We start from the raw sequence: 16926 nt of genomic DNA, 5'->3' as shown, positions 1-16926 counted from the left end.
TGGCTCATCTCCGGCGGACGCCCGCCTCCTCGCCGTACTCGCCGAGGATCACGACGCCGAAGGCCGCCTCCGCGAAGACCTTGACGGCTCGCAGCGCGTCGCCGAGGCGGTGGTGGTGGCTGCCCCGCAGCGCCGTGGCGCCGGAGGTGCGGGGGGCTCCGGGAAACTGGGTGACGGTTGCTGCGCTCATGTCTCCATGGTGGATTCCGCCGGCGGGGACGGGCATCGGCCCATGGACCTAACCTGCGGGGGCCCGCCGTACCCCCGGGGAGGGACGCCGACCCGGAGTGGACGGGGGCCGCGTCCCCTAGGGGGTGGAAAACCATTCGCCCCGGCCCGCCCCGCTCACCTACAATCTCCGCTCTTGCCCGCCTCCCCTCGCGGAGCGCCGCCGCCCGGACGGAAACCGGCCGGCATCCCACCGGCTGCCGCGCAGCCCGCAGCGACGTCATCCCGCAGGTCTCCCGGAGGCACCCCCTTGTCCACGCCCGTCGACGACGATCCCCTCTCCCGCGAGCGCGCGCACCTCGCCGCGTCCCGTGCCGCCCTGCGCGCCATGCGTGCCGACGTCGAGTCGCTCGACATCCGCGACGTCACCGCGAACTGGGTCAACGCGCAGATCCTGGAGCGCCAGATCGAGGAACGCATCAAGGCCCTGGCCGATCTCAGCGACACCCCGCTGTTCTTCGGCCGCCTCGACTACCTGCACGCACCGGGCGCCGAGCGGGCCGAGGGGGCGGAGGGAGAGAGGTTCTACATCGGGCGGCGGCATGTGCACGACGCCGACGGCGACCCGATGGTCATCGACTGGCGTGCGCCGGTGTCGCAGCCGTTCTACCGGGCGTCCAAGAAGGACCCCCTGGACATCGCGCTGCGCCGCCGCTTCGGGTACACCGGCGGCGACCTCACGGCGTACGAGGACGAGCACCTGTCGGACCCGGCCGAGGCGGCCACCAGCAGCAAGCTGCTCCAGCAGGAGATCGAGCGGCCGCGTGTCGGTCCGATGCGGGACATCGTCGCGACGATCCAGCCCGAGCAGGACGAGATCGTGCGCGCGGGTCTCGCCGGCTCGGTCTGCGTGCAGGGCGGGCCCGGCACCGGGAAGACGGCCGTCGGCCTGCACCGGGTGGCGTATCTGCTCTACGCGCACCGCGAGCGGCTCGCCCGCACCGGCACCCTGGTCATCGGGCCGAACCGGTCCTTCCTGCACTACATCGAGCAAGTCCTGCCCGCACTGGGCGAGTTGACGGTGCAGCAGGCGACCGTGGACGACCTCGTGGCCCATGTGGAGGTGCGCGGAACGGACGACGCGACCGCCGCGGTGATCAAGGGCGACGCGCGGATGGCGCGGGTGCTGCGCCGGGCGCTGTACTCCCACGTGAGCATGCCCGGCGAGCCGGTCGTCGTGGTGCGCGGTTCGCGCCGCTGGCGGGTGCCCGCGTACGAACTGGAGGGCCTGGTACGCCAGTTGCTGGACCGTGACATGCGCTACGGCGCCGCCCGCGACGCCCTGCCGCAGCGCATCGCGCACGCCGTGCTGGTGCAGATGGAGCGGGCCGGTGAGGCGCCGGACGACCGGGTGCAGGACGCGGTGGCCCGGAACAGCGCGGTGAAGGCGGCCGTGAAGGCCATCTGGCCGGCCGTGGACCCGGCGAAGCTCGTGCTGCGGCTGCTGACGGACGCGGACTTCCTCGCCGAGCACGCGGACGGCGTCCTGACGGCCGAGGAGCAGAAGGCGATCCTGTGGGCGCGGCCGGTGCGGTCGGTGAAGTCCGCGAAGTGGTCGCCGGCGGACGCGGTCCTCATCGACGAGGCGACCGACCTGATCCAGCGCACGCACTCCCTCGGGCACGTCGTCCTGGACGAGGCGCAGGACCTGTCGCCCATGCAGTACCGGGCGGTCGGCCGCCGCTGCTCCACCGGCTCGGCGACGGTCCTCGGCGACCTCGCGCAGGGCACCACGCCCTGGGCGACGCGGAGTTGGCGGGAGGCGCTGACGCACCTGGGCAAGGACGACGCCGTGGTCGAGGAGCTGACGGCGGGTTTCCGCGTCCCGACGGACGTCATCGCGTACGCCTCCCGCCTGCTGCCGCACATCGCGCCGGGCCTGGCGCCGGTCGCGTCGATCCGTGAGAACCCGGGCTTCTTCGAGATCCGCGCGATCACGGACGAGGCCGAGACGGTCGCCGCCTGCGAGGAGTTGCTGCGGCACGAGGGCTCGACGGGCCTGATCGCCGCCGACGCCCACGTCCCGGCCCTCGCCGCGGCCCTCACCGCGGCGGGCGTGCCGTACCTGTCGCCGGGCGAGGAGACGACCCCGGACGTCCGCCTGACCCTCGTCCCGGCGTCACTGGCGAAGGGCCTGGAGTACGACTACGTCGTCCTGGACGAGCCGCGGGCCGTGGTCACGGGCGAACCCGACGAGCCCACGGGCCTGCGCCGCCTGTACGTGACGCTGACCCGGGCGGTGTCGGGCCTGATCGTGACCCACCGGACGCCGCTGCCACCGCAGTTGGCGCCGCAGTTGGGCTGACGGGACCGACCCCCGGCGCCCGCCGGCCCGGGTGACCGGCGGCGGGCGCGTGGCGCTCAGCCCGGGTGACCAGGGGCGGGCGCGTGGCGCTCGGCCCGGGGCGACAGGCGAGGCGCGTGACGCTCGGCCCGGGTGACCGGCGGCGAGCGCGTGACGCTCGGCCCGGGGCGACGGGCGAGGCGCGTGACGCTCGGCCCGGGTGACCGGCGGCGAGCGCGTGACGCTCGGCCCGGGGCGACGGGGCGGGGCGCGTGGCGGGTCGGCCGGGGCCCGCGGGACGTGTCGGGCTCCGCTCGGGGCGCCGCGCGCCCGGGCCGGGCCGCCCCCGGGACTCGACGGCGCCCGCTCACACCCCGGCCGGCGTGGCCGGTCGCGGCGCGTCCAGGGCCCGGCGCCACTCGGCCACGGCGGCCGCCGAGACCGGGCCGGTCCAGCCGCCGGGGCGGGCCGCGCCGCCGATGTGGAAGCCGTCGATGCCCGCGGCCAGCAGGCCCGGCACGTGGTCGAGCCGCAGTCCGCCGCCCACCAGGAGCTGCTGCTCGTACCCCGGCTCCCCGCGCCGCCCCGCCTCGGCGAGCAGCGTGGGCAGTCCGTCGTCGACGCCGGCGGGCGAGCCCGCCGTGAGGTACGTGTCGAGGCCCGGCAGATCCGCGAGCTGCTTGCGCAGCGCGTCCCGGTCGGCGGCGCGGTCGATGGCCCGGTGGAACGTCCACCGGCAGTCGCCCAGCGCCCCGGCGAGCCGCTCCACCGCCGACAGGTCCACGTCGCCGTCCGGGGAGAGGAAGCCGAGGACGAACTCCTCCGCCCCCGCCTCGCGCAGTTCCCCGGCGAGCGCCACGAGCCGTTCTACGTCGCCCGCCGCGAAGCCGTCCGCGAGCCGCAGCATCACCCGCAGCGGGATGCCGACGGCGGCGCGGATCGCGGCGACGGTCGCGGTCGCCGGGGTGAGCCCGTCCGCCGCGATGTCGGTGATCAGCTCGAGGCGGTCCGCGCCTCCGGCCTGGGCGGCGACCGCGTCCTCGACGTCGAGGGCGATCACCTCCAGGACTGCACGCTTGCTCATGGCACCCCATTCGGTCGGGCGGCTACAGGAGGTCTAGTCCAATCTAAGACTACGCCGTCCGGTCCCGTCCCGGGATCGCCTCCCCCGGTGCCGCAGCGGCCGTCACCCGCCGGTCACCCGCGCCGGTCACCCGCCGAAGACGTTCAGCCGCGCCGGCTCCGCCCCGGCCAGTTCGTACGCGGCGCCGTCCGCCGACCGCCCCGCGTACAGCCGGACCAGCGTCGGGGCGTCCCCGATGAAGCGGGCCGGCGGACGCTCCCCGCTCACCTCGCCCAGCAGCAGCGGCTCGTCCCGGTCGTCCAGGTCGGCGTGGAGCGCGAGATGCCCCCGCTCCCGGGTGAGCCGGGCCAGCAACTCCAGCGCGTACGGCAGCCCCGCCCCGGCGTACGCCCCCGGCACCCCGAGCGCCTCCCGTACGTCACCGGCGTGCACCCACTCGCCCAGCGCGACGCCGTCGAGCGAGCCGCCCGCCTCGGCGATCGCCGCCCCGGCCCGGGTCATGCCGCGCTCCAGCTCGTCGACGACCTGGGCGTTGGTCCAGTCAGCCCGCTCGGCGACGTCCCGGTCGTTGGACTCCGGCGAGAACACGCCGGCCTCGAACCGGCTCTCCACCACCCGCGTCAGCGCGGCCGAGCAGTGCGCCAGCACGTCCCGCACGCTCCAGCCGGGACACGCGGCACAGGCCAGCTCGAAGTCCGCGTCGGACAGCGACCGCAGCAGCGGGATCAACGCGTCGCGCTCGATGGCCAGAAGCCTCCCGGGCAGCTCCGGATCCCGTACGTCGTGCACGTCAGCAGAAGTCATGCCACCCACGCTAGGGGCTGTCGTTTGGATCACCCCGGCGTCGCGGGGTCTGGCACGCACATCTGCGGCGTTGTCGTCGGTTGCCGACGCTCCGCGTCGACGCCCTCCTCCGCCTTGCAGCTGCACGCACCAGACCCCGCTCGGGTCGGCAAGAGGCGCGGCACCTCGCAGCCAGGCTGATCCAAACGGCAGCCCCTGGGGGCTGCCGTGCGGATCACCCCGGCGTCACAGCGGGACAATGACCCCATGGCCGACCTCGACGCCCTCCGCGACCGTTTCGTCCGCGCCCTGGAAGGGGCCCGCGGTCCCGCCGAACGACTGGAGCGGGCGCCGTACCCCGACCCGGCGCCGTACGCCGAGAACCTGCTCGGCCGCTGGCAGGAGCCGCAGCGCCGCTATCACACGCTCACGCACCTCACCGCCGTCCTGGACCACGTCGACACGCTGGAGGCGTACGCCGACGACCCCGACGTGGTGCGGCTCGCGGCGTGGTTCCACGACGCCGTGTACCTGCCCGACCGCTCCGAGAACGAGGAACGGTCGGCCCGGCTCGCCGAGCGCGCCCTGCCCGAGGCCGGCGTGTCCGCCGCGAGGACCGCCGAGGTGGCCCGGCTGGTCCGGCTGACCACCCATCACGACCCGGCGGACGACGACCGCGACGGACAGGTGCTGTGCGACGCCGACCTGGCGGTCCTGGCGTCGCCGCCGTCCGCGTACGCCGCCTACACGGCCGCCGTCCGCGAGGAGTACCACTTCGTGCCGAACGACGCCTTCCGCGCGGGCCGCTCCGCGGTCCTGCGCCAACTCCTCGCCCTGCCCCGCCTGTTCCACACCCCGCACGGCCGGGAGAAGTGGGAGGCGACCGCGCGCTACAACCTCGCCGCCGAGCTGGAAATGCTGTCGCCCTGACGCACGCCGGCCCGTAGCCTGCCCGGCATGCGAGACACGGGCGGGGAACAGGTGGAGCAGGCCGTCGCGAGCACGGTGGCGCTGCTGCGGACGGAGACGGAACGGGACTGGGCGGCCGTACCGGCCGGACCACTGGAGTGGGACTGCCACCGCACGGTCGTCCACGTCGCCGACGACCTGATCGCGTACGCCGGGCAGCTCGCGAGCCGCGCGCGGAACGCGTACGTGCCCTTCGCGCTCACCCCGGACGAGGGCACCGACAACGCGGGCCTCCTGGACGTCCTGGAGACCACGGGCGCCCTGCTGGCCGCCGCCGTGCGCAGCGCCCCGCGCAAGGCGCGCGGCTTCCACCCGTACCCGTTCCGCAGCGCGAACCGCGAGGGCTTCGCCGCGATGGGCGTCGCCGAGGTGCTGCTGCACACGCACGACATCGCCCAGGGCCTGGGGCTGGCGTACGAACCTCCCGCCGGGCTGAGCGAGTTCGTGCTCCGGCGGATCTTCCCGCACGTCCGGCCCGGGCCCGACGCCTGGCGCACCCTGCTGTGGGCGACCGGCCGCGCCGGCCTGCCCGGCCGGGAGCCGGTCACCGAGTGGCGCTGGTACAACAACCTCGTCCTGCCCGCCGACCGGCTCGCCCTGGAGGGCGTCACGCCCGCCTCCGCCGCCGACCTCGCCGCCGGAGGCGACGGCGGTTTCGACTGGCTCGGCGGCAGCCCGGCCGAGGGCACGCGGACCGGGGCCGAGCTGGTGGTGTGCAAGCAGTACGAGGCGGGCACGCACCGGCCGGAGTGGGGCATGTACGCGCTGGTGCGGCACGAGGACGACGCGGCGCTCGGCGCCCTCGGCTTCCACGGCGTGCCGGACGAGTCGGGCCGCGTCGAGGTCGGCTACGACCTCGTGGAGCCCGCGCGCGGCCACGGCTACGCCACGGAGGCGCTGCGCACCCTGTCGGCGTGGGCGCTCGCCCAGGACGCGGTGCGGGTGGTCACCGCCCGCGTGGCCCTCGGCAACCAGCCCTCGCAGCGGGTGCTGGAACGCGCCGGCTTCCAGCGGGTGGCGCAGGACGACGAGAACGTCACGTACGAGCTGCGGGGCTGAGCCCTCCCGGGCCCCGCGTCCTCAGGCGCCTTCGGCGGCCCCGAGGTCCTCAGGCCCGCCCCTTCGGCCTGCGCAGCCCCGCTCCCGTCAGCAGCCGCACCACGTCCCGGCTGCTGACCTCGACCGCGCCCGCGGCCACCGCGTCCGCGTACCGGTGCGAGGGGATGTCGTAGTGGTCCCGCTCGAAGGCGCGGCGCGGGACGCCCAGCCGCTCGGCGAAGGCGTGCAGTTCGTCGAACGACACGTCGCTGACCAGGTGGGACCACATCCGGCCGTGTCCGGGCCAGGTCGGCGGGTCGATGTAGACCGTCACGAGGACGGCGCCCCGCCGGCCGCGGAGCCCAGCGCGCCCACGGCGGCGACCTTCACGCCGGCCTTGTGGCACACCCAGTGCGGGTCGGGGCCCAGCTCGGGTTCGACGTCGAGGGCGTGCGGGTCGCCGGAGCCGCACACCGGGCACAGCGGCCAGCGGCCGTACCGGTCGAGCAGCGCGTCCTGCACGTCCTGCGCGACCAGCCCGGCCAGGTAGGCGGAGCCCTCCGGCCACTGCTCGACCCACCAGCGCCGCTGCGCCACCGACTCCTCGACCAGCGACACCACGTCCGCCTCCGCGACCTCACGCGCGATCAGGTCGGCGAGCACCAGGGCGCGCGCGGCGTGCAGCGCCTGCTCCAAAGGGCCGATGAGGTTGCCGGTGGGGTCGCCGGTGGGGTTCATAGCACCCATTGTGCGCACTCTTGACCGGACCGCCGAACCGAAAATATCTTTCAGTGGTGACCCAGCATGTGAAGGAAATTTTCGCAACGGAGCGCGGCGGCCCCGGCGGTTCCGGTGCCAACCCTCCCGCGCCCGCCGCCCTCGCCGCCAAGGTTCGCACGCTCGCGCCGTCGATGACCCGCTCCATGCAGCGCGTCGCGGAGGCCGTCGCGAGCGACCCGGCCGGCTGCGCCGCGCTCACGGTCACCGGCCTCGCCCAGCTCACCGGCACCAGCGAGGCCACGGTCGTCCGCACCGCGCGCCTGCTCGGCTACCCCGGCTACCGCGACCTGCGCCTGGCCCTCGCCGGACTCGCCGCCCAGCAGCAGTCCGGCAGGGCACCGGCGATCACGACGGACATCGCGGTGGACGACCCGATCGCCGACGTCGTCGCCAAACTCGCCTACGACGAACAGCAGACCCTCGCCGACACGGCGGCCGGTCTCGACACCGTGCAGCTCGGCGCGGCCGTCGCCGCCCTGGCCGCGGCCCGCCGCACCGACGTGTACGGGGTGGGCGCCTCCGGCCTGGTCGCCCAGGACCTCACGCAGAAGCTCCTGCGGATAGGGCTGATCGCGCACGCGCACAGCGACCCGCACCTCGCCGTCACCAACGCCGTGCAGCTGCGCTCCGGCGACGTGGCCATCGCGATCACGCACTCCGGCTCGACGAGCGACGTCATCGAGCCGCTGCGGGTCGCCTTCGAGCACGGCGCGACGACGATCGCGATCACCGGCCGGCCCGACGGCGCCGTCACCCAGTACGCGGACCACGTCCTCACCACGTCCACGGCCCGGGAGAGCGAGCTGCGCCCGGCGGCCATGTCGTCCCGGACCAGCCAGCTGCTCGTGGTGGACTGCCTGTTCGTCGGGGTGGCGCAGCGGACGTACGAGTCGGCGGCGCCCGCCCTGTCGGCGTCGTACGAGGCCCTGGCCCACCGCCACCGTCCGCGCGGGGGGCCGCAGCGCTAGACCCCCGCCCCGCACAGTGGCGCCTGCCGCGCGACGCGACGCAGGTCCCCTCAGCCAGCCGTACGCCCAAGAGACACGAGAGAGCCGCCGCTCATGACCTCCATGTCCGACAACCACGATCTCAGAGCCCAGTTGGAGACTCTGCCGACCGAGGCGTTCCGCCCGGAGCTGGCCGACATCGACCAGTTGCCCACCCTCGACATCGCGCGGCTGATGAACGGCGAGGACGCCACCGTGCCCCGGGCGGTCGCCGACCGGCTGCCGCAGATCGCCGCCGCGATCGACGCCGTGGCCGAGCGGATGGCGAAGGGCGGCCGGCTGGTCTACGCGGGCGCGGGCACCGCCGGCCGGCTGGGCGTGCTCGACGCCTCCGAGTGCCCGCCGACCTTCAACACCGACCCGGCGCAGGTCGTCGGCCTGATCGCGGGCGGCCCCGAGGCCATGGTGACGTCCGTGGAGGGCGCGGAGGACTCCAAGGAGCTCGCGCGGGCCGACCTGGACGGGGTGGGCCTGACCGCCGACGACACGGTGGTCGGCGTCTCCGCGTCCGGCCGCACCCCGTACGCCGTCGGCGCCGTGGAGCACGCCCGCGCGCTGGGCGCCCTGACCGTCGGCCTGTCCTGCAACCCGGGCAGCGCGCTGGCGGCCGCCGCCGAGCACGGCATCGAGATCGTCGTCGGCCCCGAGCTGATCACCGGCTCCACGCGGCTGAAGGCCGGCACGTCGCAGAAGCTGGTCCTCAACATGATCTCGACGATCACGATGATCCGGCTGGGCAAGACGTACGGGAACCTGATGGTCGACGTCCGCGCCTCCAACGACAAGCTGCGCGCCCGCTCCCGCCGCATCGTCGCGCTGGCGACGGGTGCCCCGGACGACGAGATCGAGGCGGCCCTCGCGGCCACCGACGGCGAGGTGAAGAACGCCATCCTGACGATCCTCACCGGCACGGACGCCGCGACGGCGGCCCGTCTGCTGGCGGAGTCCGACGGCCGGCTGCGGGCCGCCCTGGCACGCGCACCGCGCTGACGTGGGGCCGCGCGGCGGCACCGGATCGACAAAAGCGCCCGATGCGCGGAGTCTGGTGTCCCGCGCCCACCGCGCGGACGACGAAGACGACCGCCAGCCCGAGGACGTAGCCGACCCGCCATGAACCACGCCCAGCTCACCGCCCTGGGCCGTGCCCTCCGACTGCTCGGGGAGCACGGCGAGGCGCTGACCGCCGACACGCCCGACGCCAAGCTGCACGAGGTCAAGGCCGACCTGCGGCGGGCGCTGGACCTGCTCGACGAGACCGTCACGGGCGGCGCGCCCACCACCCGCTGCCCCGAGCACCCGAACGGGCCCGTCGACAAGGCCGCCGCCGACCTGTGCCTGCTGTGCGAGACACGGCGCAGGGCGGCCCGCCGGGCCGAGTACGGCGGCGGCGCCCCGCAGGCCCGGCCCGCGGAGCCCGCGCCGTCCCGCTACGGCGTGCGCGGGGACCGGCCGCAGCCCCAGCAGCGCTGGCTGCCGGAGCTGTGGAACGGGCGGGAGTGGCAGCTGTGCGGCACGCCCCGCCGGGACCGGCGCGAGGCCGAGGCGTACATCGCCGCCCAACTGCGCGCGCCGCGCTCGGCGATGGCGTACCGGCTGGTCCACGAGTTCACCGACTACGAGGTCCTGCGGGTGTGGGGCACACCGGTGCGGGTCGACACCGAACCGATGGGGAACCTGTAGGACACGGACACGGCCACGGACACGGCCCACGCCGCCCGGTCCGGCGTCAGCCCAGGCCGAGCCGGGGTATCTCCCGTCCCGGGGAGCGGTCCATCACCATGAGCAGGCCGGCCTCGCGCGTCCTGTCGTAGGCGGCCTCGTCGATGACGTCCAGCTGGAACCAGACCGCCTTGGCGCCGATCGCGACCGCCTGGTCGGCGACGGCTCCGGCGAGGGCGGAGTTGACGAACACGTCCACCACGTCCACCGGGAACGGGATCTCCGCGAGGGAGGCGTAGCCCTGCTCGCCGTGGACCGTCTCGGCCTTCGGATGCACCGGCACCACCTTCTTGCCGAGGCGCCGCAGTTTCTCGGCCACGCGGTACGCGGCCCGTTCGGGGTTGTCGGACAGGCCCACCACGGCCCAGGTGTCTCCGGCGGCCGTGAGGATCTGCCGCACCGTCGCGTCGTCGCCGTATGTCGTCATGCGCAGACACTAGCCAGCTTTGGATACTGTATGCAATACCTCGGGCGGCTGCCCGGTCACCGACAGCCGGTAGGAGCGGACGACGGCGAGCACGCAGGCGCCGACCAGGGCGACGACCCAGCCGCCCAGGTCACGCACCGGATCCGCGATGCCGCTCCCCGCGACCACACCGCGCGGCGGCACCCAGCCCTTCGGGTCGTAGACGACGGTGAGCGTGTCGCCGGGCCGGGTGGCCCGGCCGCAGCCCCGCCGGATACGGGCCTCCAGCGGCACGCCGTCCCGGTGCGCCACCGAGCAGAGGTAACGCCCGCCGCCGGGGCCCGGGTCGGCCGCCGGCACCCCCTCGACCGACGTCACGACCACGGGAGCCACGCGCCCGCGCTGCTCTAGGACCAGGCCGCCCGCGGCCGACGGCGCCTGGAGCGCCAGGCACACGCCGAGGACGGCGGCGGTGCCGACCAGCGCCGTCCCGGCGCGCACCGCGCCGAGGTAGACGGCGAGGGCGACGGCGAACAGCAGACCCGCCTCGCCGTTCGCGAGTCCGGGGATGCCGTACCAGGCACCCACGACCGCCGCGCCGACGACGGCCGCCGCCCCGAGCAGTCCGGCCAGGAGCCCCTCGCCGACGAGCCACCACGGCGGCAGGCCGACGAACTCCGCCGGGCCCCACACCGAGGAGCGCAGGTGCGCCATCAGCCCCGGCCCGGGAGGGGTCCGGTGCGGGCGCGGTCGGCGTGTGCGCATCCTTCACCTCCGGCGTCGTTCGGTCGTTCGTGCCACGGCCGTCCGGCCGTCGTCCGTCCCGCATCCTGGCCGCCCGCGGCGCGATCGGCACTACCCGCGGCCGCACATACACCCACGGCCCACCTTGCCGGGTTCCGGCAACGGCGGCTCCGGGACAGGAGCGCGTGCCCGTGTCCTCAGGCGTCGCGGACGGTCCCGGTGTCGACCACCCAGCCCAGCGGATGCGGTTCCGAGGCGTCCAGGGCCCTCGCGAGGGGTTCGCCGCCCGCCTCGTTGAAGGCGGTGAGCGCCCCGATGAGCGCGGCCCGCTGCTTCGGCGCGAGCCGTTCCACGACGGCGGCGATCTCCGCGCGACGCCGAGCGGTGACGTCCTCGACCGTGCGCCGCCCCTCGTCGGTGAGCCGGAGCAGGGTCTCGCGGCGGTTGTCGGGGTTGGGCTGCCGGTCGGCGAGCCCGGCCGCGATCAGCCGGTCGACCATGCGCATCGCGGTGGACGGGGCGACCTGGAGCAGCTCGGCGAGGGTGACCAGCTTGGTGGCGCCGCGCGTGGACAGCACCACGAGCATCCGGAACTGCGGCAGGGTCACCCGTTCCTCGACGGCGGCGAGCGACCGGGCCGAGACCGCCACCAGCAGCCGCGAGGCGGTCAGGACCGCACGGGTCACCGCGTCGACATCGTCCATGGCCCCGTCATCGGGCATCTCACGCTCCGGCATGCGTCCGTTGTACCGCGCCGGAATCCCCGCTCACGCACGCCGTGCACGCGGTCATCCCTCCCCACGGCCGTCCTCCGTCCCCGCTGTTCCCCCGGGCCCTCCCGCATGGCCGTGGTAGCGCAGGAGCAGCATCGCGGCGTCGTCGTGGGGCGGCCCCGCGGCATGCTGCATCAGATCTTCACGCAGCGCCTCCAGCGCGCGGTGCGCGTCGGGCTCCTTCAGCAGGGGCGCGCGGTCCACGAGGGGGTAGAACCGGCCGTTCTCGTCGCGGGCCTCGGTGACGCCGTCGGTGTAGAGCAGCAGTTGCTCGCCGGGCGCGAAGTCCACCCGGTAGGGCTCGGGGCTCCCGCCGCCGTGGGCGCCGAGACCGAGCGGCAGCGCGTAGGCGGGCGGTTGCGGGAAGTCGGCACTTCCGTCGCGGCGTACGAGCATCGGGACCGGGTGGCCGTAGTTCAGCAGCAGGACCTGGTGGTCGGTGCCGATCTCGGCGAGGACGGCGGTGACGAACTTCTCGCCGTCCAGCCCTCTGGCCACGCTGCGCTCCAGGCGCTCGCCGACGCCCACCAGGTCGGGCTCGTCGTGGGCGGCCTCCCGGAAGGCGCCCAGCACCACGGCGGCCGTCTCGACCGCGGCCAGCCCTTTGCCCTGGACGTCGCCGACGATGACGCGGACGCCGTGCGGCGAGGAGACCACCTCGTACAGATCGCCGCCGATGCGGGCCTCCGCGACCGCCGACGTGTACGAGACGGCCGCCTGGAGCGGGCCCGCGGTCAGCGGTACGGGGCGCAGCAGGACGCGCTGGGCAACCTCCGCGATGGAGCGGACGCCGGCCAGCTCGGCCTCCCGGCGGGAGCGCGTCACGGCCGCGACGATGCCCGCGGCCGTCACGCCCGCGACCGATCCGAGGGCGGCGAAGCCGCGGCTCTCGCCGAGCTGCCCGTTGTAGCGGGCGAGCCCGGCGCACAGCAGCAGCGCCGCCGCGCCGATCAGCGCGGTACGGCGCCAGCCGCCGACCAGTCCGGCGAAGGCGGGCCCCAGCGACACAAGGGGCAGCAGGCCCACGCCCGGTCCGGCGACGACGTCCACGACCGCGACGAGGGCCATGACCGCGACCGGCATGCCGGACAGCACCGTCAGCGTCCGCGGTGGCTTCTCGTCGGTCATGTCCTGCTCCAGCGGCGTCGCGTCACTGGAGGAGCGCCCGCCGTCCGGACGCCCCTCCCCCCACCTTTAGCCTATGCAAAGGTTGAGCGGGCGACATGACCGCCGAGGCCGACCTTTACCCAATCGAGTCCGCCGGCGCACACCTGCCCGGCCGGCCGCGCGCCTGCCCCGTCAGCTGAGCGTCTTGAGCGCCGCCGGGTCGTAGGGCGCCAGCTCGTCCACGCGGCCGTCGAGGACCTTGCGGGCCCACAGCGGGTCCTGGAGCAGGGCGCGGCCGACGGCCACCAGGTCGAACTCGTCGCGCTCCAGCCGGTCGAGGAGGTCGTCGAGGGCGCCGACCTCGGAGCCCTCGCCCTGGAAGGCCTTGATGAAGTCGCCGTTCAGGCCGACCGAGCCGACCGTGATGGCGGGCTTGCCGGTGAGCTTCTTCGTCCAGCCGGCCAGGTTGAGGTCCGAGCCGTCGAACTCGGGCTCCCAGTAGCGGCGCGTGGAGGCGTGGAAGGCGTCGACGCCGGCCGCGGCGAGCGGCGCGAGGATCGCCTCCAGTTCCTCGGGCGTCTCGGCGAGACGGGCGTCGTAGGCCTCCTGCTTCCACTGCGAGTAGCGGAACAGGACCGGGAACTCGGGCGACACGGCCTCGCGGACGGCGGCCACGATCTCCGCGGCGAACCTCGTACGCGACACCGGGTCGCCGCCGTACGCGTCGGTGCGGCGGTTGGTGCCCGCCCACAGGAACTGGTCGATGAGGTAGCCGTGGGCGCCGTGCAGTTCGACGCCGTCGAAGCCGATGCGCTCGGCGTCGGCTGCGGCCCGCGCGAACGCGCCGATGACGGCGTCCAGGTCGGCCCGCGTCATCGCCTTGCCGGTGGGCTCGTCCGCGCCGATGCGCAGCCCCGAGGGGCCGACGGGCGGGGCGTCCGGGAACGGCTGCTGGCCCTGCTCGCGGACCATGCCGATGTGCCACAGCTGCGGCACGATCCGGCCGCCGCCCGCGTGCACCGCCTCGGCGACCTTCGCCCAGCCCGCGAGCTGCTCCTCGCCGTGGAACCGCGGGACGCGGTCGCTCTGCCCGGCGGACTCGTGGCCGACGTAGGTGCCCTCGGTGACGACGAGGCCGACACCGGCGGCGGCGCGGCGGCCGTAGTACGAGGCGACGTCCTCGCCGGGCACGCCGCCCGGGGAGAACATGCGGGTCATGGGTGCCATGGCGATGCGGTTCGGGACGGTCATGCCGTTGACGGCGACCGGGCGGGAGAGGATCTCGGCCGCGCGGGAGGCGGCGGTCTCGGTGGCGGGGGCGGCCATGGGGGCTCCTCGGGGAACAATGGTTGACCAGCTGGTATGTGCACGCGCATAAAAGTGCGTCACAGCCCTCAACCGCCGTACGGGACACGGCATTCCACCCGCGCGGCCGCTCGGCGCTGTGATCCCGCACACGCCCGAGGGCGGCACCCCCCTGTGCGGGGAGTGCCGCCCTCGGTCCTGACGGACGGGTCCGATCCTCGAAGGGATCAGAAGTCCATGTCACCGCCCGGCATGCCGCCACCGGCGGGCGCGGCGGCCTTCTCCGGCTTGTCGGCGATGACGGCCTCGGTGGTGAGGAACAGCGCGGCGATCGACGCGGCGTTCTGCAGCGCGGAGCGCGTCACCTTCGCCGGGTCGATGATGCCCTCGGCGATCATGTCGACGTACTCGCCGGTCGCGGCGTTCAGGCCGTGACCCACGGTCAGGTTGCGCACCTTCTCGACGACGACGCCGCCCTCGAGACCGCCGTTGACGGCGATCTGCTTCAGCGGGGCCTCCAGGGCGAGCTTCACGGCGTTGGCGCCGGTCGCCTCGTCACCCTCGAGCTCCAGCTTCTCGAAGACCTGGGAGGCCTGCAGCAGGGCCACGCCACCACCGGCGACGATGCCCTCCTCGACGGCCGCCTTGGCGTTGCGCACGGCGTCCTCGATGCGGTGCTTGCGCTCCTTGAGCTCCACCTCGGTGGCGGCACCGGCCTTGATGACCGCGACACCGCCGGCGAGCTTCGCCAGGCGCTCCTGCAGCTTCTCGCGGTCGTAGTCCGAGTCGCTGTTCTCGATCTCGGCGCGGATCTGGTTCACGCGGCCCTGGACCTGGTCGGCCGAGCCCGAACCGTCGACGATGGTGGTCTCGTCCTTGGTGATGACCACCTTGCGGGCCTTGCCCAGCAGGTCGAGGGTGGCGTTCTCCAGCTTGAGGCCGACCTCCTCGGAGATGACCTCGCCGCCCGTGAGGATGGCGATGTCGCCGAGCATGGCCTTGCGGCGGTCGCCGAAGCCCGGGGCCTTGACGGCGACGGACTTGAAGGTGCCGCGGATCTTGTTGACGACCAGGGTCGACAGGGCCTCGCCCTCGACGTCCTCGGCGATGATCAGCAGCGGCTTGCCGGACTGCATGACCTTCTCGAGGAGCGGCAGCAGGTCCTTGACGTTGCTGATCTTCGAGTTGGCGATCAGGATGTACGGGTCGTCGAGGACGGCCTCCATACGCTCCATGTCGGTGGCGAAGTACGCCGAGATGTAGCCCTTGTCGAAGCGCATACCCTCGGTGAGCTCCAGCTCCAGACCGAAGGTCTGGGACTCCTCGACGGTGATGACGCCTTCCTTGCCGACCTTGTCCATGGCCTCGGCGATGAGCTCGCCGATCTGGGTGTCGGCGGCGGAGATGGAGGCCGTGGAGGCGATCTGCTCCTTGGTCTCGACGTCCTTCGCCTGCTCCAGCAGGGCGGCGGAGACGGCCTCGACGGCCTTCTCGATACCGCGCTTCAGGGCCATCGGGTTGGCACCGGCCGCGACGTTGCGCAGGCCTTCCTTGACCAGGGCCTGGGCGAGGACGGTCGCGGTGGTCGTACCGTCACCGGCGACGTCGTCCGTCTTCTTGGCGACTTCCTTGACCAGCTCGGCGCCGATCTTCTCGTACGGGTCCTCGAGTTCGATCTCCTTGGCGATGGACACACCATCGTTGGTGATCGTGGGGGCGCCCCACTTCTTCTCGAGGACGACGTTGCGACCCTTGGGGCCGAGCGTCACCTTGACGGCGTCCGCGAGCTGGTTCATGCCGCGCTCGAGGCCGCGCCGCGCCTCCTCGTCGAACGCGATGATCTTGGCCATGTGAAGTGGTCCCTCCAGGACTGGGGGTGATTACTTCGGACCGCGCCCGCGCCCGCGACGGACGGCTCGCCGGCCTCGTGGTTCCTTCCCCACCCGGCCTGCGGGCCTCACCGACCCGGTCCTTACGTTGTCACTCTCACCTTCAGAGTGCTAACGCAATGATTAGCACTCGCCCCTGCCGAGTGCAAGCGCCTACCCCTGATCCGAGGGGCGCTCAGCCGCGCGCGAACGGCGCCCGCCGGGTCTCCGGGCACGACGAAGGGCCCGTACCCGGAGGTACGGACCCTTCGCGTGAAGACCGGTGTGCGGTGGTCGCGCGCGTTCAGGCAGAGACGCGGACCATGTCGGCCTGCGGGCCCTTCTGACCCTGCGAGATCTCGAACTCGACCCGCTGGCCCTCTTCCAGGGTGCGGTAGCCGTCCATCTGGATCGCGCTGTAGTGGACGAAAACATCCGCACCACCGTCGACCGCGATGAAGCCGTACCCCTTCTCCGCGTTGAACCACTTGACGGTGCCCTGAGCCATGCCTAACTCCCCTATTACTGGCCCTTGCACAGATCCACACTTCGCGGATCCGGGTCAGACCTCACCCGCCACGGTGGGGGTGTGCGCCGGAACGCGTCGACCGCGGCCGAATGTATCTGTCCAACTGCCGTCTGCAACAGGTCAATCGGACGAGAAATCTGGACGGACACGGTCCGGAATGTAGTGAGAATTCGCCCGAATTCAGGGCAAGTCGGGCCCCACAAAAGGCGCGAAAGTCGCAAAGCAGCCACACACTTTGGCTACTTCTCGTCGCATGCGGAACCGGGGCTCATATGCGCGTGGCATAGGGATCGCATCCGGTT

General features: G+C 73.7%; 18 protein-coding genes. 6 read left to right on the top strand and 12 right to left on the bottom strand.

Annotation, left to right across the window (positions count from 1 at the left end; genetic code table 11):
* Positions 1 to 4 precede the first annotated feature (4 nt).
* Positions 5 to 190 carry a hypothetical protein gene (locus ACZ7D7_RS14300; RefSeq protein WP_470824456.1) on the bottom strand — a complete coding sequence of 62 codons (186 nt, stop codon included), beginning with the start codon at positions 188 to 190 and terminating at the stop codon, positions 5 to 7.
* Between the two features lie 288 nt (positions 191 to 478).
* Between ACZ7D7_RS14300 and ACZ7D7_RS14295 the strand changes: the two genes are divergently transcribed.
* A complete protein-coding gene (locus ACZ7D7_RS14295) occupies positions 479 to 2533 on the top strand; it encodes a HelD family protein (protein ID WP_470824455.1) in 2055 nt (684 codons plus the stop codon).
* A 346-nt stretch (positions 2534 to 2879) separates the two neighbouring features.
* Here the strand turns inward: ACZ7D7_RS14295 and ACZ7D7_RS14290 are convergent, their stop codons facing one another.
* Together ACZ7D7_RS14290 and ACZ7D7_RS14285 are read right to left on the bottom strand one after the other, a co-directional pair.
* Positions 2880 to 3596, bottom strand: a complete 717-nt coding sequence (locus tag ACZ7D7_RS14290) for a copper homeostasis protein CutC (RefSeq protein ID WP_470824454.1) — start codon at positions 3594 to 3596, stop codon at positions 2880 to 2882.
* Positions 3597 to 3722: 126 nt separating this feature from the next.
* Positions 3723 to 4400 (bottom strand): maleylpyruvate isomerase family mycothiol-dependent enzyme, encoded by a 678-nt coding sequence (locus tag ACZ7D7_RS14285; protein WP_470824452.1) that lies wholly within the window; start codon positions 4398 to 4400, stop codon positions 3723 to 3725.
* Positions 4401 to 4646: 246 nt separating this feature from the next.
* On the opposite strand from ACZ7D7_RS14285, the gene ACZ7D7_RS14280 reads away from it, so the two are divergent.
* The gene (locus tag ACZ7D7_RS14280) at positions 4647 to 5309 is read left to right on the top strand and encodes an HD domain-containing protein (RefSeq protein ID WP_470824451.1); all 663 of its coding nucleotides are present in this window, start codon (positions 4647 to 4649) and stop codon (positions 5307 to 5309) included.
* A 27-nt stretch (positions 5310 to 5336) separates the two neighbouring features.
* Positions 5337 to 6407 (top strand): GNAT family N-acetyltransferase, encoded by a 1071-nt coding sequence (locus tag ACZ7D7_RS14275; protein WP_470824450.1) that lies wholly within the window; start codon positions 5337 to 5339, stop codon positions 6405 to 6407.
* A 49-nt stretch (positions 6408 to 6456) separates the two neighbouring features.
* Here the strand turns inward: ACZ7D7_RS14275 and ACZ7D7_RS14270 are convergent, their stop codons facing one another.
* Both ACZ7D7_RS14270 and ACZ7D7_RS14265 read right to left on the bottom strand, forming a co-directional pair.
* The gene (locus tag ACZ7D7_RS14270) at positions 6457 to 6720 is read right to left on the bottom strand and encodes a DUF4031 domain-containing protein (RefSeq protein ID WP_470824449.1); all 264 of its coding nucleotides are present in this window, start codon (positions 6718 to 6720) and stop codon (positions 6457 to 6459) included.
* On the bottom strand, positions 6717 to 7124 hold the full coding sequence (locus ACZ7D7_RS14265) for a hypothetical protein (protein WP_470824448.1): 408 nt from the start codon (positions 7122 to 7124) through the stop codon (positions 6717 to 6719). Before ACZ7D7_RS14265 ends, ACZ7D7_RS14270 begins: the two co-directional genes overlap by 4 nt.
* A gap of 56 nt (positions 7125 to 7180) precedes the next feature.
* On the opposite strand from ACZ7D7_RS14265, the gene ACZ7D7_RS14260 reads away from it, so the two are divergent.
* The 3 genes from ACZ7D7_RS14260 (at position 7181) to ACZ7D7_RS14250 (ending at position 9853) form a co-directional block, all read left to right on the top strand.
* Complete coding sequence (locus ACZ7D7_RS14260) at positions 7181 to 8134, top strand: MurR/RpiR family transcriptional regulator (RefSeq protein WP_470824447.1); 954 nt, start codon at positions 7181 to 7183, stop codon at positions 8132 to 8134.
* Positions 8135 to 8227: 93 nt separating this feature from the next.
* Positions 8228 to 9163, top strand: a complete 936-nt coding sequence (murQ, locus tag ACZ7D7_RS14255) for an N-acetylmuramic acid 6-phosphate etherase (protein ID WP_470824446.1) — start codon at positions 8228 to 8230, stop codon at positions 9161 to 9163.
* 120 nt (positions 9164 to 9283) lie between these two features.
* Complete coding sequence (locus ACZ7D7_RS14250) at positions 9284 to 9853, top strand: hypothetical protein (RefSeq protein WP_470824445.1); 570 nt, start codon at positions 9284 to 9286, stop codon at positions 9851 to 9853.
* 46 nt (positions 9854 to 9899) lie between these two features.
* Here ACZ7D7_RS14250 and ACZ7D7_RS14245 read toward each other — a convergent pair whose 3' ends face one another.
* The 7 genes from ACZ7D7_RS14245 to ACZ7D7_RS14215 form a co-directional block, all read right to left on the bottom strand.
* A complete protein-coding gene (locus ACZ7D7_RS14245; RefSeq protein WP_470824443.1) occupies positions 9900 to 10319 on the bottom strand; it encodes a CoA-binding protein in 420 nt (139 codons plus the stop codon).
* A 9-nt stretch (positions 10320 to 10328) separates the two neighbouring features.
* Positions 10329 to 11063 (bottom strand): hypothetical protein, encoded by a 735-nt coding sequence (locus tag ACZ7D7_RS14240; protein ID WP_470824442.1) that lies wholly within the window; start codon positions 11061 to 11063, stop codon positions 10329 to 10331.
* A gap of 176 nt (positions 11064 to 11239) precedes the next feature.
* On the bottom strand, positions 11240 to 11779 hold the full coding sequence (locus ACZ7D7_RS14235; protein ID WP_470824441.1) for a MarR family winged helix-turn-helix transcriptional regulator: 540 nt from the start codon (positions 11777 to 11779) through the stop codon (positions 11240 to 11242).
* A gap of 51 nt (positions 11780 to 11830) precedes the next feature.
* Positions 11831 to 12943 (bottom strand): PP2C family protein-serine/threonine phosphatase, encoded by a 1113-nt coding sequence (locus tag ACZ7D7_RS14230; RefSeq protein ID WP_470824440.1) that lies wholly within the window; start codon positions 12941 to 12943, stop codon positions 11831 to 11833.
* A gap of 171 nt (positions 12944 to 13114) precedes the next feature.
* Entirely contained in the window at positions 13115 to 14248 is a 1134-nt protein-coding gene (locus tag ACZ7D7_RS14225) for an NADH:flavin oxidoreductase (RefSeq protein ID WP_470824439.1), read from the bottom strand.
* A gap of 206 nt (positions 14249 to 14454) precedes the next feature.
* Positions 14455 to 16077 carry a chaperonin GroEL gene (gene groL / locus ACZ7D7_RS14220; protein ID WP_470824437.1) on the bottom strand — a complete coding sequence of 541 codons (1623 nt, stop codon included), beginning with the start codon at positions 16075 to 16077 and terminating at the stop codon, positions 14455 to 14457.
* 322 nt (positions 16078 to 16399) lie between these two features.
* Positions 16400 to 16603, bottom strand: a complete 204-nt coding sequence (locus ACZ7D7_RS14215; protein WP_010035953.1) for a cold-shock protein — start codon at positions 16601 to 16603, stop codon at positions 16400 to 16402.
* Positions 16604 to 16926: the final 323 nt, after the last annotated feature.

The sequence above is a fragment of the Streptomyces sp. NPDC037054 genome, from assembly GCF_055606745.1.
This window is presented reverse-complemented; position numbering and strand designations above follow the sequence as displayed.

What these genes read in the sequence shown, in the direction of transcription:
- ACZ7D7_RS14280 (WP_470824451.1), top strand. Translation starts at nt 4,647, where the DNA reads ATGGCCGACCTCGACGCCCTCCGCGACCGTTTCGTCCGCGCCCTGGAA.
- ACZ7D7_RS14285 (WP_470824452.1), bottom strand. Translation starts at nt 4,400, where the DNA reads ATGACTTCTGCTGACGTGCACGACGTACGGGATCCGGAGCTGCCCGGG.
- ACZ7D7_RS14275 (WP_470824450.1), top strand. Translation starts at nt 5,337, where the DNA reads ATGCGAGACACGGGCGGGGAACAGGTGGAGCAGGCCGTCGCGAGCACG.
- murQ (WP_470824446.1), top strand. Translation starts at nt 8,228, where the DNA reads ATGACCTCCATGTCCGACAACCACGATCTCAGAGCCCAGTTGGAGACT.
- ACZ7D7_RS14225 (WP_470824439.1), bottom strand. Translation starts at nt 14,248, where the DNA reads ATGGCCGCCCCCGCCACCGAGACCGCCGCCTCCCGCGCGGCCGAGATC.
- groL (WP_470824437.1), bottom strand. Translation starts at nt 16,077, where the DNA reads ATGGCCAAGATCATCGCGTTCGACGAGGAGGCGCGGCGCGGCCTCGAG.
- ACZ7D7_RS14250 (WP_470824445.1), top strand. Translation starts at nt 9,284, where the DNA reads ATGAACCACGCCCAGCTCACCGCCCTGGGCCGTGCCCTCCGACTGCTC.
- ACZ7D7_RS14300 (WP_470824456.1), bottom strand. Translation starts at nt 190, where the DNA reads ATGAGCGCAGCAACCGTCACCCAGTTTCCCGGAGCCCCCCGCACCTCC.
- ACZ7D7_RS14290 (WP_470824454.1), bottom strand. Translation starts at nt 3,596, where the DNA reads ATGAGCAAGCGTGCAGTCCTGGAGGTGATCGCCCTCGACGTCGAGGAC.
- ACZ7D7_RS14265 (WP_470824448.1), bottom strand. Translation starts at nt 7,124, where the DNA reads ATGAACCCCACCGGCGACCCCACCGGCAACCTCATCGGCCCTTTGGAG.
- ACZ7D7_RS14215 (WP_010035953.1), bottom strand. Translation starts at nt 16,603, where the DNA reads ATGGCTCAGGGCACCGTCAAGTGGTTCAACGCGGAGAAGGGGTACGGC.
- ACZ7D7_RS14235 (WP_470824441.1), bottom strand. Translation starts at nt 11,779, where the DNA reads ATGCCGGAGCGTGAGATGCCCGATGACGGGGCCATGGACGATGTCGAC.
- ACZ7D7_RS14230 (WP_470824440.1), bottom strand. Translation starts at nt 12,943, where the DNA reads ATGACCGACGAGAAGCCACCGCGGACGCTGACGGTGCTGTCCGGCATG.
- ACZ7D7_RS14240 (WP_470824442.1), bottom strand. Translation starts at nt 11,063, where the DNA reads ATGCGCACACGCCGACCGCGCCCGCACCGGACCCCTCCCGGGCCGGGG.
- ACZ7D7_RS14245 (WP_470824443.1), bottom strand. Translation starts at nt 10,319, where the DNA reads ATGACGACATACGGCGACGACGCGACGGTGCGGCAGATCCTCACGGCC.